The sequence below is a fragment of the Exiguobacterium abrahamii genome (assembly GCF_015645365.1).
Taxonomy (GTDB): Bacteria; Bacillota; Bacilli; order Exiguobacteriales; family Exiguobacteriaceae; genus Exiguobacterium_A; species Exiguobacterium_A abrahamii.
The window spans coordinates 1,199,347-1,212,756 of the sequence record NZ_JADOYC010000001.1; the positions used below are offsets into that span (position 1 = coordinate 1,199,347).

Sequence of the window (13,410 nt, forward strand, 5' to 3'; positions counted from 1 at the left end):
AAACGTACAAATATTGTAAACTGAAGCAAAGAACAGGAGGTGTCACGATGGACTATCTATTAACTTCAGGTGGGGTACAAAATCCATCGATTCACAACGCGTTACGCGAGATGCTCAGAAAACCGATTGAGGAATGCAATGCCATCGCGATCACAACAGCTTCCTACGCATTAGGCAGAGGAACGGATCTCGCTGTCAACTTCATTCAAGGAAAAGATGAGGCACCGATGGTTGATTTAGGATGGAAGTCAGTCGGTCTGTTGGAATTATCAGCGGTCTCGGTAATTGATCCAGCAATTTGGCAACCAGCGGTCGAACAAGCGGATGTCATTCTCGTTAATGGTGGTGATCCACTCTTTCTATATCACTGGTTCGTCGAATCGGGTTTTGATCGCATGTTACCAAATTTGACAGGGGTCTATGTCGGGATGAGCGCCGGTAGCATGGTGCTGACGCCACGAATCGGAACGGATTTCGTTGGGTGGAAAAAGACGCCGGAGCAATCGGACGCAACATTAGGTCTCGTTGATTTTTCAATCTTCCCGCATCTCGATCATCCGCAGTTACCAGATAATCACTTACAAGCTGCCGAATCATGGGCTGAGACATTGACGAATCCAGCTTACGCGATCGACGACGCGACAGCGATCCGTGTCATCGGTTCGAACGTAGACGTGATTTCTGAAGGAACGTGGGTCCAGTTGCGATGAGGACACTCTATTTCATTCGCCATTGCGAATCGATCAAAACAGGCAGTGATCGAGGGCGGGGATTAACGGATGCAGGTCAAGAACAAGCACAGGAACTAGTGGCGTTCTTTAAAGAGATACCGATTGACGCCATCTACTCGAGTCCGATGCGACGGGCGATAGACTCCGTTCGCCCACTTGCTGAGCAACGAGGTTTGCCGATCTACGAGGCAGCGTTTCAGGAACGGTGTTTTCAGGAAACAGACGAACGTTTATCACCTAAACGGCTAGAAGAACTGTTGAAGCGATCATTCCAAAATGACGATTACGCGCAAAAAGGTGGAGAGTCGAATCAAATAGCACGCAATCGTGCTCTAGTAGCCATCGATCAGCTACGTAAAACCCACCCGCACCACCGATTGGTCGTCGCGACGCATGGTCTCGTGTTGGCATTAGTGCTCGAACACTACACTGGACGATCGGCAAATGAGTGGCTGGGCGCGATGGGGAGTCCAGCAATCCATCAACTGACGTTCGATGCAGGCGGGAAAACGTCTCATGAACAACTCTTGTAAAATGATTAAATCTGCCCGCTGAAGATGAAACCGAGAAAGAGCAGTAGTAACACACCAAGCGGAACGGCACAGGCGAGACTAACGTATTTGAGAATTCCCGGTTCGCGTCGTTTGATCGCGACGATCCCGAGTCCGATTCCAAAAAGATAAATGACAAGTCCGATTGGGATCGTAAGCATCGAGTTCGGTCCGAACGCCCAGTTGAGCGGTGGGAAAATCATATAGGCGATGAGCAGACCGAGCAAACTAAAGAAGATAGAAGCTTTAGCGTATGTCATATGAGAACTCCTTTTAATTAAGTATGTAAACAAGAATTCGGATTTAAAATGATAACTCCTGCTTCATCCAGTAAATTTCCTGTTTGGCATTTGTATGAACGGGAACTATATCTAAAAGATAGTATCTTTTAGATATAGGAGGGACCGATGCCAAAAGAAAACATGACCCGTTATGCGATTCTCGGACTTCTTGCAAGCGGATGTACGTCTGGTTATGAGATGAAACACACGATCGATACGAGCTTGAATCACTTTTGGAAAATCAGCTTCGGACAAGTCTATCCGACGCTGAAACGGTTAGAAGCGGAAGGATTGATTGTTGAAGAGGTCACGGATGGGGAACGGAAACAATTCGCCCTGACGGAAAACGGGCATGCGGAGCTTGCGCGATGGGTCGCTGAACCGTCCGTCGAACTGCCGGTGCAACGGAACGACCTGTTGTTGAAGTTGTACTTCGCTCGACATGCTTCAAAAGAGGTCACCTTGCAGAAAATTCAGGAGCACGCGCGATTGCTCGAAGAACGGTTTGAGACGTATCAAGCAATCGATGCGATGATTCGTTCTTATCCGGACTCGAATGATGCCGTCTATTGGTTATTGACGCTTGATTATGGTATTCGGAAGACACGGGCGTTACTCGATTGGTGTGACGCTTCCCTTGAGACCCTTGAAGGAGGAAATTGACATGAAACGGATCATTGCGACTCCGAACAAAGACGTCGTCGTGTTCATCATCGGTTTACGAATCAATCGCTTACGTTCCGTCCGGCAATGGTTGCCGACGGTCCAGGCGATGGGACCGATGCTACAAGAGTGTTATGCAAACGATGTCGGTCTGATTTCGCATGAGTCACTTGTCGGTTGGCGTTCCGTGACGTTGATTCAATATTGGCGTTCGACGGAAGAATTGATGGCATATGCCCACGGTTCCCGTCATTTGACGGCGTGGAAACGATTCAATCAGAAGGCACGGACATCAGAAGCGGTCGGGATCTTCCATGAGACGTTCGAAGTCAGCAACTATGAGTCGATGTATGTCAATCTTCCAACACGAGGTCTAGCGAAAGCACTCGGGGAGTCGGCGATCAAGCCGCATCAAGAACAAGCAAAAGGGCGCTTAGCCGAGCGGCAATCACAAGAGACGATCTAAATAGACAAAAGACGGGTGCCGAGGCATCCGTCTTTTTATGTCGCGACGGGTTCGAGCATCTCCCCGCAGTTTTGGCAAATATGATCGAGCGTTTTCGTACACGGTTCGCAAAACGTACAAGCATGCGAGCACTGATAGACCGTCGTTTCAATCGTTTCTTGACACCGGACACAGGTTGATTCCATATGTATCACCTCCTGTAATTAGTATAAGAAAAGCATTTTGATGAGCACAGTAGGAGAACATAGTGAAAGGCTATATTTCCCTTTGATTCCATGTTAATTTGAAGAAAGTGGATTTAATTCGAAGGGGAGATGAAAAATGGACCAAATTGATCAACAGATTGTCCGGATTCTGCAAGACGATGCCCGTATCCCGTGGTCGGAACTCGGACGACAGATCGGGTTATCGGCACCTGCCGTCATCGAACGGGTCCGAAAAATGGAGGACTCAGGAATCATCGAAGGATTCCGCGCTGTCATAAATCCGGAAGCACTCGCGCAAGGGTTACTCGCCGTCGTCATGTTCGAAGAGACACGCTGCGCAGGCTTAATTGAATTTTGCAAAGGACATCCAGAAGTCGTCGAGTGTCACCGGCTGACCGGTAGCTATAACTTCATGGTCAAGTTGCAAACGGCGTCCGTTGCAACACTAGAACATTTTCTTGATGACGCATCGGTCTACGGGAAACCGTCGACCTGGATTCGACTCTCGACACCGGTGCCGTTCACGGGATATACGATATGACGGAAGCGACACGTGTACGGATCGAACAACTGACGGGGGATATCGAGCACGTCGAAAAGCTTGGTGAGCAAGGAGGAACTTCGATTGTGTACCGGATTGAAGCAAAGAAAGGGAGTTACTTACTAAAGACTGCTACGGAAGCGAGATACCAAGAATGGCTCGCAGAAGAAGCAATTGTCTTAGAAGAATGGATGCAACGAGAACCAGGGTTCCTACCTGAGTACGTTGGTTTTTTTAAGACGGAACAGCAAAGCCATCTCTTGATGCAGTGGCGAGACGGGATGACGTTGACGACAGCCTTAAGACAGGCGGCAAGCGAGCAACGGATTCAGCTGTGGCAAGCGTTCGGAACGTATCTTTTCCAGTTTCATCAACGCACGACAGGGGGAACGTCACAGGAGTGGTTAACGGAACGACTTATGACAGCAGAACGTTATGTCGCATCTGCTTGGACGTCCGGTACGTTGGATTTACTGAAACGATTAAAGTCCTCCTGTCCGGATCCGATAACTGCCAGTTGGATTCATGGAGACTGTACGACGGACAATCTGTTGGTCGCGACGGACGGAACACTTTCGTTCATTGATGTCGGGGCGATGAGACCGGGTGATCGGCGGTATGACATCGCTCTTGCGATCAGACCAATCATCGATGATCCGCGAGCCCTTGATGCCTTTTACGAAGGCTACCGTTTCGAGCGACTGACTAAACGAGAATTTGATTATTATGAACACGGACTGTATTCCTTTTTCTAAAAAGTCGTTGCAAAGGAGAAAAAAGATGAACCTTATGCTAATCGGAGGCGGTCAACTGGTTGCTCCGTCTCATCAATTCATCAATCGACATGTTTTTCAACTGACGAAACACGCGCCACATATCGTCTTCCTGCCGACAGCAAGTCGGGATGAATCGTTATACCAACACCAATTTCGAGATACATATGAAGCACTTGGCGCGATCGTCTCGGTCGTCACGCTGTTTGACGACAAACAATCCATGGCAACGCAACGACGATTAATAGAACGTGCCGATATTCTTTATGTCGGGGGTGGCAATTATCCGTTACTCGTTCAGACGCTTGCTCTAAAAGGCATGGATCTATTGCTTGAACAAGCCGTTAAGCGTGGAACATGGTACGTCGGTGTCAGTGCTGGAGCGATCTATGCGATGGAATACGGGATCCGTGCGAGTGAGGACGGAACGGACTATTGCCTGGATACGGGGCGAGGCTGGCTGAGCGGTTGTCTTTGTCCGCACTTGAACCAGGAAAAACGGGCAACCCGTTTTCAGGAACATCTGCCTCAAATGGATCACGCGATCGGATTACCTGATGATACGGCGTATATTCTTTCTGGGACAAATCACTATCGATTAGGAGAAGGACACGCGTTGTATGGACATTAGATTAAGTGAACGTTAGCGTCTCGAACTCTAGGAGTGTCATCTTCTTCGATAGTCGTTTCGGATTCGGTAAGTGACAGATGAATTCAAGACTATTGCCATCCGGATCATTGAAATGCAATTTGGCATGGGCGTATTCCGTATGTGTCATCACGAAGGGCTCATCTGGTCCAAATCCAAATGCAGCGCGTGGTTCGATTTGACGCTCGCGCAGCCAACCCGGAGCATTCCGTAAAAAGTCGATATCGACAGTTAAAGCGATGTGTCGGATGGAAGGATGATACGGTGTGTTCGCGTGCTCGCTAAGCCAAAGTCCAATCCAGCTTTTTCCGGGTTCAATCCATAAGAATGCGATTCGATCGTCAACGGTATGATCAAAGGTCAATCCGAGTGATTCGTAAAATACAATCGATCGATGTAAATCAGTTACCGGTAGATGCGCTTCATATAGTGAGAACGTCATCGAACGAGTTCTCCTGTAGCACGATGTTCGAGCACGCTAGACATGTGTTCGGTCGCCCATTGTTTCATCATCAGGACGAGTGGACGAAGGGTCTCACCGAGTGAGGTAAGCGAATATTCGACCCGAGGTGGCACTTCTGCGTATGTCACACGTTGGATCAGCCCATCGTACTCGAGTTCTCGTAATTGTAAGGTCAAGATACGCGGACTAATGGATTCGGAGGTCTTCAATAGTTCTGAAAAGCGAAGCGGACCGTCAAGCAATTGATAGATCAGGATGGCTTTCCATTTTCCACCGATCACTTCAACCGTCGCTGCCGTCGCGCAAGAATAGGTATTCAGAAAGACACAACTGTCTTCGATTTGCATGTGGATCGTCTCCTTTAGTTACATGATTGATAGTATGTCACTTCAAAGTGCGTACTTGTCGCTTGTTAGGAAGCGACATACACTTCAGATGTCACTATCATACGAAATGAGGCTAGAACATGTTAACTAAAACGACTACCGATTTACGAAAACAACAGATTCTCGAGGCATTCGCCTTCCGTCACGCGACAAAACGATTTGCGGACAAACAGATTCCGGAAGATGATTTTGCCTTCATTCTCGAAACGGGGCGTCTTTCACCGTCATCGTTTGGCTACGAACCGTGGCGCTTTCTCGTCATTCAAGATGAGTCACTTCGTGCGCGTCTTGCACCGTTTGCGTGGGGCGCTGCCGGACAACTTGAGACAGCGAGCCACTTCGTCATCCTCTTGGCTCGAAATGAACAGGACATGCATTTTGATGCGCCTTACATCAACCATATGATGCAGGACGTGATCGGATTAACGCCTGAAGCACAGAAAGGTCGGCATTCATTTTATCGTCAATTCCAAGAATCCGACTTCAATCTGTTGGCATCAGAGCGGACCATGCGGGATTGGTCGGCAAAACAAACGTACATTGCGCTCGGCAACATGATGACGAGTGCGGCACAAATCGGGATTGATTCGTGTCCAATCGAAGGATTCGACCAACAAGCCATCGAACAGCTGTTACGTGAAGAAGGACATTTGACAGACAATCTGAATGTCGCGGTCATGGCAGCATTCGGTTATCGAAATGCAGCACCGGCGCACCCGCAAACGCGTCAAGCCATCACTGATCTCGTTGATTGGGTCTAATATTCAAGCTATTTTAAAAACTATGTGATTCATCCCATCTGAGCCGAAATTTTTCTTCGGCTCAGTTTTTTATTTACTAGGCATCATGGTCATATAAATAATCATCAAAATAGTTGACGAACAAAAATCGGGATGGTATATTTATCTCGAATTAAAGATATATGAATTGAAGATACAAAAGAGGTGAACGAAATGACACGACCGAATCCGAACTTGAAAGCATTAACGGTCATGGTGCGCGCAGTCGATGCGTTACATGAAGTCATCAAGAAGGATGTTGCGCAATGGGGGTTGAACCCAACGGATTTTTCGGTTCTTGAGTTGCTGTTTCACAGAGGCAGGCAACCGATTCAATTGATCGGGAAAAAAGTTTTGATTACGAGCAGTAGCATCACCTATGTCATCGATAAGCTCGAAAAGAAGAATTACGTTGTCCGCAAAGCGTGTCCAGAGGATCGGCGTGTGACATTTGCGGAACTGACACCTGAAGGGCAACAATTGATGGAAACGATTTTTCCGAAGCACGAGCAAGCGATCAATCAAGTATTTCAAGGAATAGCCCCGTCAGACCTCGAAGCATTCATCGAGACAGCTAAAACGATCGGCTATCAAGCAAAAAAACAATAAAAAATTTTTAGACTGATATCTCGAATTCGAGATAATAACTATTAAAGGAGCGATTTTTCATGAATGAACTAAAAGGAATCCACCACGTGACAGCGATTACGAGCAGTGCCGAGAAAAACTATGACTTCTTTACGAACGTCTTAGGAATGCGATTGGTCAAGAAGACCGTCAATCAAGATGACATTCAAACGTACCATTTATTCTTCGCCGATGATAAAGGATCTGCCGGCACGGATATGACGTTCTTTGATTTCCCTGGTATTCAAAAAGGGTCACACGGAACGAATGAAATCTTTAAGACAGCGTTCCGTGTTCCGACGGATGCCGCACTCGAATACTGGATTAAACGCTTTGACAAATACGACGTCAAGCACCGTGGTATCAAAGAACAATTCGGCAAGCAGACGCTCTCGTTCGTCGATTTCGATGAGCAACAATACATGTTGATCTCTGACGAGCATAATCAAGGTGTCGCTTCCGGCACACCGTGGCAAAACGGTCCGGTACCCCTCGAGTTCGCGATCACGGGACTCGGTCCAATTCACATCCGGATCGCGGAATTCGACAATTTAAAAGCGGTACTCGAACAAGCGATGTTGATGCGCGAAGTCGATCAAGCGGGTTCCCTACACTTGTTCGAGATGGGTGAAGGCGGAAACGGTGCCCAAGTCATCGTTGAACATAACATCGTTCTACCAAGCGGACGTCAAGGATTCGGAACGGTGCACCACGTCGCCTTCCGCGTTGAAGATACGGCTGCCTTACAGGAATGGATCGAGCGGATGCAACAGCTACGCTTCAACACGTCCGGTTACGTCGATCGCTTCTTCTTCGAGTCCCTTTATGCCCGTGTCGCGCGTGGTGTCTTGTTCGAATGGGCAACGGATGGTCCTGGTTTCATGGGGGACGAGCCATACGAAACGGTCGGAGAGAAATTGTCATTACCACCATTCCTCGAGCCACAACGAGCACAAATCGAACAAATGGTCCGTCCGATCGATACGGTCCGAAGTACGCGCAAGATCGAAAAAGAATACCTTTAAGAGAACATTACGATAATGTAACTAACCGCATCTAAACAAGAGGAGGAAATGAAAATGGAGAAATTAAACATTGGTATCGTCTTAGGATCCACACGTGAAGGACGTCTCAGCCCACAAGTCGGGAACTGGGTCAAACAACTCGCCGATCAACGAGGGGATGCGAACTATACGATTCTTGATATCGCCGACTACAAATTACCGCTCCTAGGTGAAAAGGACGGGGATGCGTCAGGTGCTGCTGATTGGTCGAAGGATGTCGCGGCGCAAGACGGATTCGTCTTCATCGTCCAGGAATACAACCACTCGATTGCAGCGTCACTCAAGAACGCGCTCGATTATCTACGAGTCGAATGGAACAATAAAGCGGCAGGGATCGTCTCTTATGGTTCTGTCGGTGGGGCGCGGGCAGCAGAACACTTGCGCGGCATCCTCGGTGAATTATTGATTGCCGATGTCCGTGTGCATCCGGCGTTATCCTTGTTCACGGATTTCGAGAACGGATCGGTCTTAAAGGCGGCAGCCGTTCAAGAAACATCGGTCAACCAAATGCTCGATCAAGTCATTCCGTGGGCAACGGCGTTAAAAACGATTCGCTAATTCGTGATTGATCAGAAAACCCCCTCATTTGAGCGAAATGAGGGGGTTTTCTATCGTTGTCATGTACAACACGACGTGACGCGGCGCAGATCCTTTTCTTGAATGTAAAGCGTGTGTTGGCGGACTTTATAAGGAATGTCAGCCGCTTGAAGACGTTCTAGATAGTGCCCCGTTGGAGCGACCGTCCATTTAACATACGACGTCGCAGCATCCGGTGAGGCGAGACAGATGAGTAGCAAAAGCGGAAGTATCCATTTTCGAAGTTGCAAGCGTATACCTTCTCCATTATTTCAAATACTGTATTAATGATTTTATTGTTTATTTCAAAAACTGAAAATCACGACTCACGTCAACAAAAAATAACTGACCATCAAGCCGACTAACAGACCACTATAGATAAATCGATAGACGGGTGAACGATGGGTTTCTTTGTTTCGTTTAACTTGATAGACGATGAAATAGGTCACACTGGTCACCATGACGAGGATCGCGAGTGTACTGAGTAAAGTAGACATCAGCATTCCTCCTTATCGTAAGATTTTAGTTAATGCTTTTCCTTTTGCCAGTTCATCGACGAGTTTATCGAGAATGCGAATGTTACGAATGTGCGGATCCGTTAGGTTTTCCACACGAATCCCGCAGATGACACCAGTAACTAAAAAGCGACGTTCGTTCAGGGCGGGTGCGTTCTCGAAAAAGGCTGCGACGTTTTGGGTTTGTATGGCTTGTTCAAGAGTGGATTGCGTGTGTCCGGTCAACCAGAACAGCACGTCATCGAGCTCCTCTTGTGTCCGTTGCTTGCGCTCGACTTTTTGACGGTACACCTGATACAGCTGCTGCATTGGCATTTGAAATACTTTTTCGTAACTCATCTGAATCGCCTCCTTTCATGGTAACATATGGGAAAAGGTCTTGTGTCACGGATTTCAATTCGGTTTGGAGGTGCAGGATGAAATGAGATATCGAATCATTGGAATGACTTTTTTGACGTGCCTAGTCCTATTTTTAGGCGTCATGGGTGTAAAACTATAGTATCAAGCTTTGATCGATCCACCGATTGATCAATCGACAGGAAACTGGGTACATATTCCGGGCAAGATCTTACCGACTAAAAAAGTCATCTATGTGAAAGAAGAGCACATCATCAATCAACCGAATTCTTCCAAAAGCGGGCACGAAGGATATCGGAAGGAACCTAAAAAGAAAAAACCGATTGAGCTTGGGAAAGGTTTCTTGACAGATGCGATCAATCAAATCGCACGTGTGACTCCTTGGATTGTCGCTTTAGTGATCATCTTCTATCTGTATCGTCGACAACGATTCAACCGCATGAAGTGGTCATTCCGATCTCGTTATCCAACAAAACGATCTCCTGCATCGCTTCCGCCAACGCCTGAAGCCGAGTCCTCGTCAGAAGACAGTATGCTTGATTCAAAAATTCGTGAAGCGGTGCGCGCGTTCAATCAATCACTTGCTCCAGTGCAACAACGGCGGACATATGAGACGCTGACGGAGTGGTTTACACGCTTAGAGGTCACGGTCCCGCATGAGATCTATCAACTCGTTCGGTATGCCGACGTGGCAGAGCAGACACTCGATCCCTCTCGAAGGACTGTTTTTCTTGAACAGCTTGAGCAAAATCAGACACGGCTTGTGTAATCAGCCGTGTCTTTTTTGGTGTCCGCGATACTTATTAAGAGCAAGCATGTTCAACAAGAACAAGGCTGCTCCATAAAGGAATAGTCCGAGCCAGTACGGCCAGATGCTTGACCACCCGTTGCCGTAGACGAGAACCTCTTTGATCGCACTCGCTCCGTAGAAAATCGGGGTGATATATCCGATGTTACCAAGTCCGTACGGAATCAGATCGAGCGGAATCAAACCCGAGAAAAAGATCTGCGGAATGATCGTAAAGGGAATCAACTGGACGACCTGGAGCTCAGACTGCGCAAAAATCGAAATCGTTGCCCCGAACAAGACCGCGACGACGGCAAGTCCAAGCATCGTCAGGAAGACCCAGATGATCGAACCTTCAGACGGTAAGTCAAGAACGGTCGTCGCGTACAGGACGACAAGAATCGCCTGGATGGAGGCGAAGACGCTATAACCGAGCGTATAGCCGAAGATGACGTCGGTTTGGCGAATCGGTGTCATCATCAACCGCTCGAGCGTGCCGCCACTGCGTTCTTTGACGAGTGCCATTGCTGATAAGATAAAGACGAAGAAGAATGAGAACAGCGATAAAAAGACGAAGCCAAGCGCATCAAAGGTTGATTGATCAACATCTCCGTACAGATAGTTCGTCTCGAGTTGCATCGTCGGTTGCAGTGACGCAAGTCCAGCTTGAATCTCGCGTAGTGCTTTGGAACTTTTCGTCGATGGTTCTCGGAGACTTAAGGACAGCTGATTGTCGCTCATCTCTAAGACAACGTCGACCGTTTCATAGTCCTTGAGATAGGCGTCCGCATCGCTGCCGTTATACGTTTTAAGCGACAGGTCCTGCTTTTCGATCGCTTGTGAGACCGGAGCCGGTACATCCTGGTCAATGGCGACGACAGGCGTGTAGTCATCGTTTCCAAGTAGGAAATAGATCAAGGTGAAGATTAATAACGGAGCAAGCAAAATCAGTCCGACGCTTCGTTTATCGTTCAACGTTTGACGGATGACCCGTCGTGCGAGTTGCCACATCACGTCACGTCCTTTCCAGCGAGCAGGAATAGTTCCTCGACCTGACCGTTTTCAGTCTGTGCGAGCAAACGGTCGAGCGGATCGTAGGCGATAATCCGACCGTTATAGATCAATGCTGCCCGGTCACATTCATTGATTTCATCCATGACGTGGGTCGAGACGACGATCGTCGTACCTTGCGCACGAATCGCTTGGAATTGATTCCAAATCTGGCGGCGTAACACGGGATCAATCCCGACGGTCGGCTCATCCAGGAATAAGACGGTCGGACGATGTAAGATTGAGATGGCGAGGGACAATCGTTTCTTCATCCCCCCGGAATAATGGCGAACGAGCTTTTTTTGATCATTCGTTAAATCGACGAGTGTCAAGACCTCCTCGATGCGTTTTGCTAAATCCTGATGGGACATGTTGTATAAGGAACCGAAAAATTGTAGGTTCGCAAGCCCCGATAAATCCTCATATAAAGCATCGTTTTGTGGCATGAAACCGATCTGCGATAACATCTTGAAGCTTGGCATCGAAGTGTCACCAATCTGAATTGTCCCCGTGTCTGCCTGAATCGCACCAATCATCAAACGAATCAGTGTCGTCTTACCAGAACCTGACGGACCGAGCAAGCCACAAATCTCGCCGGACGGAATTAAAAGATCAATTTGTTGGAGGACGGTCTGCTGATGAAACGATTTCGATACACCGTGTAGTCGTAAATCCATCCTATTTCCCTCCTTTTATAAAATAATTATTGAACAACGTGTTGATTAATTTCATTATAAAAGGGATAGAAATTGGGAGCAATGACCAGTTGACGTCCATCTGTCGCTTAAGCGACACATTCCGACAAACTGTTGAAGAAAGAGGCGATTTCAATGAAAAAACAGGATTTACGCGTTATCCGGACTGACCGGAGGATACGCGAGACGTTCCTTCAGCTGATCGACGAAGTTGGTTTTGATGCTGTGACAATCAAGTTGTTGACGGATCGGGCGGAAGTCAACCGCGGGACGTTCTACCATCATTACGCGGATAAATACGAACTACTCGAGCGGATGACGAATGAGATTTTTGAAAAGATTGAAGCGACGTTTGAACGTGAGATCCCCTTTGTCCTGATCAACCAAAAGGAGGACTCACCGTACCGACGCATCATTCCGTTTCTAACGTTTCTTTATGAACACCGGACGCTGATGCGGATCCTACTCAGTCCGACGAGTGACGGGATGTTTCGGAACCGGGTCCGTGATTACATGCAACAGATCCTGTTCTCGGGACTACCGGAACAAGGAGAACGGCTCGTTCCAGAAAATTATCTCATCGCCTATCTCTCAGCCGCTCATCTCGGTGTCATCGAATCCTGGTTGCGCCATCCAAACGAGACATCACCGGAAGAAATTGCCCGGATCATCTTTACGATTTCGATGGAAGGTCCGTTTCGAGCAGCGGGGTTCCGACGATGAGTATTGAGCAAGTCTTAGAAAAAGTCGTCGCGTGTTTGCAGCATGAACAGATTCAGTTTGGGATCGGTGGTTCATTATTGTTACACCATCATGGACTGCCTGTCACTGCTCGCGACATTGATCTCGTCGTCGCGTCAGCGGACGCTGAACGAGCAGTCCTATTGTTATCTGAGATGGGAACTGTCCTTGAACAAGACGAGACGTCACTTTACGCGACGGAAGTGTTTCAGGAATTCATCATCGAAGGAATCGATCTCGATCTAATGAGCGGACTTCAGGTTCGTCATGACGAGGGCGTGTTCGTCTATCCGTTTGATGAACAATCAATCGATTCAGCTGGACGTCCGTTCATGGCACTCGTCGATTGGTACGTCATCTATCAACTGATTCCAGGGCGGGAACAAAAGGTCACGATGATTGAAGACGTATTTACAAAACAGGAAGTGGACTGTAAGCGTCTCGAACAGCTGAGAATCCTCGTTCTTCCGCAAGTCGTAAGAAATCGGATAGATCAATGGCTGAATTGA

23 protein-coding genes are annotated in these 13,410 nt (G+C 47.8%); 14 read left to right on the forward strand and 9 right to left on the reverse strand.

Annotated features, from left to right (window positions below):
- The first annotated feature begins 47 nt into the window (after positions 1 to 47).
- Entirely contained in the window at positions 48 to 710 is a 663-nt protein-coding gene (locus ITJ88_RS06045) for a Type 1 glutamine amidotransferase-like domain-containing protein (protein WP_195864960.1), read from the forward strand.
- On the forward strand, positions 707 to 1,264 hold the full coding sequence (locus ITJ88_RS06050; protein ID WP_195864961.1) for a histidine phosphatase family protein: 558 nt from the start codon (positions 707 to 709) through the stop codon (positions 1,262 to 1,264). Before ITJ88_RS06045 ends, ITJ88_RS06050 begins: the two co-directional genes overlap by 4 nt.
- A 5-nt stretch (positions 1,265 to 1,269) precedes the next feature.
- Here ITJ88_RS06050 and ITJ88_RS06055 read toward each other — a convergent pair whose 3' ends face one another.
- Entirely contained in the window at positions 1,270 to 1,542 is a 273-nt protein-coding gene (locus ITJ88_RS06055; RefSeq protein WP_195864962.1) for a hypothetical protein, read from the reverse strand.
- Positions 1,543 to 1,689: 147 nt separating this feature from the next.
- Here ITJ88_RS06055 and ITJ88_RS06060 point away from each other — a divergent pair, with 147 nt between their 5' ends.
- Positions 1,690 to 2,226, forward strand: coding sequence for a PadR family transcriptional regulator (locus ITJ88_RS06060; RefSeq protein ID WP_195864963.1), 537 nt, complete (start codon positions 1,690 to 1,692; stop codon positions 2,224 to 2,226).
- A gap of 1 nt (position 2,227) precedes the next feature.
- Positions 2,228 to 2,692 carry a DUF4188 domain-containing protein gene (locus ITJ88_RS06065; protein WP_047394648.1) on the forward strand — a complete coding sequence of 155 codons (465 nt, stop codon included), beginning with the start codon at positions 2,228 to 2,230 and terminating at the stop codon, positions 2,690 to 2,692.
- A 35-nt stretch (positions 2,693 to 2,727) separates the two neighbouring features.
- Here ITJ88_RS06065 and ITJ88_RS06070 read toward each other — a convergent pair whose 3' ends face one another.
- Positions 2,728 to 2,877: a DUF1272 domain-containing protein gene (locus tag ITJ88_RS06070; protein WP_195864964.1), complete on the reverse strand. Its 150-nt coding sequence runs from the start codon at positions 2,875 to 2,877 to the stop codon at positions 2,728 to 2,730.
- Between the two features lie 136 nt (positions 2,878 to 3,013).
- On the opposite strand from ITJ88_RS06070, the gene ITJ88_RS06075 reads away from it, so the two are divergent.
- The 3 genes from ITJ88_RS06075 to ITJ88_RS06085 are packed head-to-tail and all read left to right on the forward strand — an operon-like array spanning position 3,014 to position 4,843.
- On the forward strand, positions 3,014 to 3,439 hold the full coding sequence (locus tag ITJ88_RS06075; protein ID WP_195864965.1) for an Lrp/AsnC family transcriptional regulator: 426 nt from the start codon (positions 3,014 to 3,016) through the stop codon (positions 3,437 to 3,439).
- The gene (locus ITJ88_RS06080; RefSeq protein WP_195864966.1) at positions 3,436 to 4,194 is read left to right on the forward strand and encodes an aminoglycoside phosphotransferase family protein; all 759 of its coding nucleotides are present in this window, start codon (positions 3,436 to 3,438) and stop codon (positions 4,192 to 4,194) included. The genes ITJ88_RS06075 and ITJ88_RS06080 overlap by 4 nt, the downstream gene beginning before the upstream one ends.
- A gap of 25 nt (positions 4,195 to 4,219) precedes the next feature.
- Positions 4,220 to 4,843, forward strand: coding sequence for a Type 1 glutamine amidotransferase-like domain-containing protein (locus ITJ88_RS06085; protein WP_195864967.1), 624 nt, complete (start codon positions 4,220 to 4,222; stop codon positions 4,841 to 4,843).
- Between the two features lies 1 nt (position 4,844).
- On the opposite strand, the gene ITJ88_RS06090 is transcribed toward ITJ88_RS06085, so the two are convergent.
- Positions 4,845 to 5,303, reverse strand: coding sequence for a VOC family protein (locus ITJ88_RS06090; RefSeq protein WP_195864968.1), 459 nt, complete (start codon positions 5,301 to 5,303; stop codon positions 4,845 to 4,847).
- Positions 5,300 to 5,671 carry a winged helix-turn-helix transcriptional regulator gene (locus tag ITJ88_RS06095; protein WP_195864969.1) on the reverse strand — a complete coding sequence of 124 codons (372 nt, stop codon included), beginning with the start codon at positions 5,669 to 5,671 and terminating at the stop codon, positions 5,300 to 5,302. Before ITJ88_RS06095 ends, ITJ88_RS06090 begins: the two co-directional genes overlap by 4 nt.
- 119 nt (positions 5,672 to 5,790) lie before the next feature.
- Here ITJ88_RS06095 and ITJ88_RS06100 point away from each other — a divergent pair, with 119 nt between their 5' ends.
- The 4 genes from ITJ88_RS06100 (at position 5,791) to ITJ88_RS06115 (ending at position 8,738) form a co-directional block, all read left to right on the forward strand.
- The gene (locus ITJ88_RS06100) at positions 5,791 to 6,471 is read left to right on the forward strand and encodes an NAD(P)H-dependent oxidoreductase (RefSeq protein ID WP_195864970.1); all 681 of its coding nucleotides are present in this window, start codon (positions 5,791 to 5,793) and stop codon (positions 6,469 to 6,471) included.
- Between the two features lie 192 nt (positions 6,472 to 6,663).
- The gene (locus tag ITJ88_RS06105) at positions 6,664 to 7,098 is read left to right on the forward strand and encodes a MarR family winged helix-turn-helix transcriptional regulator (RefSeq protein WP_195864971.1); all 435 of its coding nucleotides are present in this window, start codon (positions 6,664 to 6,666) and stop codon (positions 7,096 to 7,098) included.
- A gap of 59 nt (positions 7,099 to 7,157) precedes the next feature.
- On the forward strand, positions 7,158 to 8,141 hold the full coding sequence (locus tag ITJ88_RS06110) for a ring-cleaving dioxygenase (RefSeq protein WP_195864972.1): 984 nt from the start codon (positions 7,158 to 7,160) through the stop codon (positions 8,139 to 8,141).
- Between the two features lie 54 nt (positions 8,142 to 8,195).
- Positions 8,196 to 8,738, forward strand: a complete 543-nt coding sequence (locus ITJ88_RS06115; protein ID WP_029341801.1) for an NADPH-dependent FMN reductase — start codon at positions 8,196 to 8,198, stop codon at positions 8,736 to 8,738.
- Positions 8,739 to 8,797: 59 nt separating this feature from the next.
- Here ITJ88_RS06115 and ITJ88_RS06120 read toward each other — a convergent pair whose 3' ends face one another.
- The 3 genes from ITJ88_RS06120 to ITJ88_RS06130 form a co-directional block, all read right to left on the reverse strand.
- Positions 8,798 to 9,007 carry a hypothetical protein gene (locus ITJ88_RS06120; protein ID WP_195864973.1) on the reverse strand — a complete coding sequence of 70 codons (210 nt, stop codon included), beginning with the start codon at positions 9,005 to 9,007 and terminating at the stop codon, positions 8,798 to 8,800.
- A 75-nt stretch (positions 9,008 to 9,082) separates the two neighbouring features.
- Positions 9,083 to 9,253: a hypothetical protein gene (locus ITJ88_RS06125; protein ID WP_195864974.1), complete on the reverse strand. Its 171-nt coding sequence runs from the start codon at positions 9,251 to 9,253 to the stop codon at positions 9,083 to 9,085.
- A 12-nt stretch (positions 9,254 to 9,265) separates the two neighbouring features.
- Positions 9,266 to 9,610, reverse strand: a complete 345-nt coding sequence (locus ITJ88_RS06130) for a DUF2200 domain-containing protein (RefSeq protein WP_195864975.1) — start codon at positions 9,608 to 9,610, stop codon at positions 9,266 to 9,268.
- A gap of 169 nt (positions 9,611 to 9,779) precedes the next feature.
- Between ITJ88_RS06130 and ITJ88_RS06135 the strand changes: the two genes are divergently transcribed.
- Entirely contained in the window at positions 9,780 to 10,397 is a 618-nt protein-coding gene (locus tag ITJ88_RS06135; protein ID WP_195864976.1) for a hypothetical protein, read from the forward strand.
- Here ITJ88_RS06135 and ITJ88_RS06140 read toward each other — a convergent pair whose 3' ends face one another.
- Together ITJ88_RS06140 and ITJ88_RS06145 are read right to left on the reverse strand one after the other, a co-directional pair.
- Positions 10,398 to 11,426: an ABC transporter permease gene (locus ITJ88_RS06140; RefSeq protein ID WP_195864977.1), complete on the reverse strand. Its 1,029-nt coding sequence runs from the start codon at positions 11,424 to 11,426 to the stop codon at positions 10,398 to 10,400. It abuts the gene before it with no gap.
- On the reverse strand, positions 11,426 to 12,142 hold the full coding sequence (locus ITJ88_RS06145; RefSeq protein ID WP_195864978.1) for an ABC transporter ATP-binding protein: 717 nt from the start codon (positions 12,140 to 12,142) through the stop codon (positions 11,426 to 11,428). The genes ITJ88_RS06140 and ITJ88_RS06145 overlap by 1 nt, the downstream gene beginning before the upstream one ends.
- Positions 12,143 to 12,295: 153 nt before the next feature.
- Between ITJ88_RS06145 and ITJ88_RS06150 the strand changes: the two genes are divergently transcribed.
- Positions 12,296 to 12,883, forward strand: coding sequence for a TetR/AcrR family transcriptional regulator (locus ITJ88_RS06150; RefSeq protein ID WP_195864979.1), 588 nt, complete (start codon positions 12,296 to 12,298; stop codon positions 12,881 to 12,883).
- A complete protein-coding gene (locus ITJ88_RS06155; RefSeq protein ID WP_195864980.1) occupies positions 12,880 to 13,410 on the forward strand; it encodes a nucleotidyltransferase family protein in 531 nt (176 codons plus the stop codon). The genes ITJ88_RS06150 and ITJ88_RS06155 overlap by 4 nt, the downstream gene beginning before the upstream one ends.

What these genes read in the sequence shown, in the direction of transcription:
- ITJ88_RS06115 (WP_029341801.1), top strand. Translation starts at nt 8,196, where the DNA reads ATGGAGAAATTAAACATTGGTATCGTCTTAGGATCCACACGTGAAGGA.
- ITJ88_RS06075 (WP_195864965.1), top strand. Translation starts at nt 3,014, where the DNA reads ATGGACCAAATTGATCAACAGATTGTCCGGATTCTGCAAGACGATGCC.
- ITJ88_RS06150 (WP_195864979.1), top strand. Translation starts at nt 12,296, where the DNA reads ATGAAAAAACAGGATTTACGCGTTATCCGGACTGACCGGAGGATACGC.
- ITJ88_RS06125 (WP_195864974.1), bottom strand. Translation starts at nt 9,253, where the DNA reads ATGTCTACTTTACTCAGTACACTCGCGATCCTCGTCATGGTGACCAGT.
- ITJ88_RS06140 (WP_195864977.1), bottom strand. Translation starts at nt 11,426, where the DNA reads ATGTGGCAACTCGCACGACGGGTCATCCGTCAAACGTTGAACGATAAA.
- ITJ88_RS06055 (WP_195864962.1), bottom strand. Translation starts at nt 1,542, where the DNA reads ATGACATACGCTAAAGCTTCTATCTTCTTTAGTTTGCTCGGTCTGCTC.
- ITJ88_RS06130 (WP_195864975.1), bottom strand. Translation starts at nt 9,610, where the DNA reads ATGAGTTACGAAAAAGTATTTCAAATGCCAATGCAGCAGCTGTATCAG.
- ITJ88_RS06100 (WP_195864970.1), top strand. Translation starts at nt 5,791, where the DNA reads ATGTTAACTAAAACGACTACCGATTTACGAAAACAACAGATTCTCGAG.
- ITJ88_RS06090 (WP_195864968.1), bottom strand. Translation starts at nt 5,303, where the DNA reads ATGACGTTCTCACTATATGAAGCGCATCTACCGGTAACTGATTTACAT.
- ITJ88_RS06095 (WP_195864969.1), bottom strand. Translation starts at nt 5,671, where the DNA reads ATGCAAATCGAAGACAGTTGTGTCTTTCTGAATACCTATTCTTGCGCG.
- ITJ88_RS06065 (WP_047394648.1), top strand. Translation starts at nt 2,228, where the DNA reads ATGAAACGGATCATTGCGACTCCGAACAAAGACGTCGTCGTGTTCATC.
- ITJ88_RS06085 (WP_195864967.1), top strand. Translation starts at nt 4,220, where the DNA reads ATGAACCTTATGCTAATCGGAGGCGGTCAACTGGTTGCTCCGTCTCAT.
- ITJ88_RS06145 (WP_195864978.1), bottom strand. Translation starts at nt 12,142, where the DNA reads ATGGATTTACGACTACACGGTGTATCGAAATCGTTTCATCAGCAGACC.
- ITJ88_RS06060 (WP_195864963.1), top strand. Translation starts at nt 1,690, where the DNA reads ATGCCAAAAGAAAACATGACCCGTTATGCGATTCTCGGACTTCTTGCA.
- ITJ88_RS06110 (WP_195864972.1), top strand. Translation starts at nt 7,158, where the DNA reads ATGAATGAACTAAAAGGAATCCACCACGTGACAGCGATTACGAGCAGT.
- ITJ88_RS06155 (WP_195864980.1), top strand. Translation starts at nt 12,880, where the DNA reads ATGAGTATTGAGCAAGTCTTAGAAAAAGTCGTCGCGTGTTTGCAGCAT.
- ITJ88_RS06105 (WP_195864971.1), top strand. Translation starts at nt 6,664, where the DNA reads ATGACACGACCGAATCCGAACTTGAAAGCATTAACGGTCATGGTGCGC.
- ITJ88_RS06045 (WP_195864960.1), top strand. Translation starts at nt 48, where the DNA reads ATGGACTATCTATTAACTTCAGGTGGGGTACAAAATCCATCGATTCAC.
- ITJ88_RS06080 (WP_195864966.1), top strand. Translation starts at nt 3,436, where the DNA reads ATGACGGAAGCGACACGTGTACGGATCGAACAACTGACGGGGGATATC.
- ITJ88_RS06050 (WP_195864961.1), top strand. Translation starts at nt 707, where the DNA reads ATGAGGACACTCTATTTCATTCGCCATTGCGAATCGATCAAAACAGGC.
- ITJ88_RS06070 (WP_195864964.1), bottom strand. Translation starts at nt 2,877, where the DNA reads ATGGAATCAACCTGTGTCCGGTGTCAAGAAACGATTGAAACGACGGTC.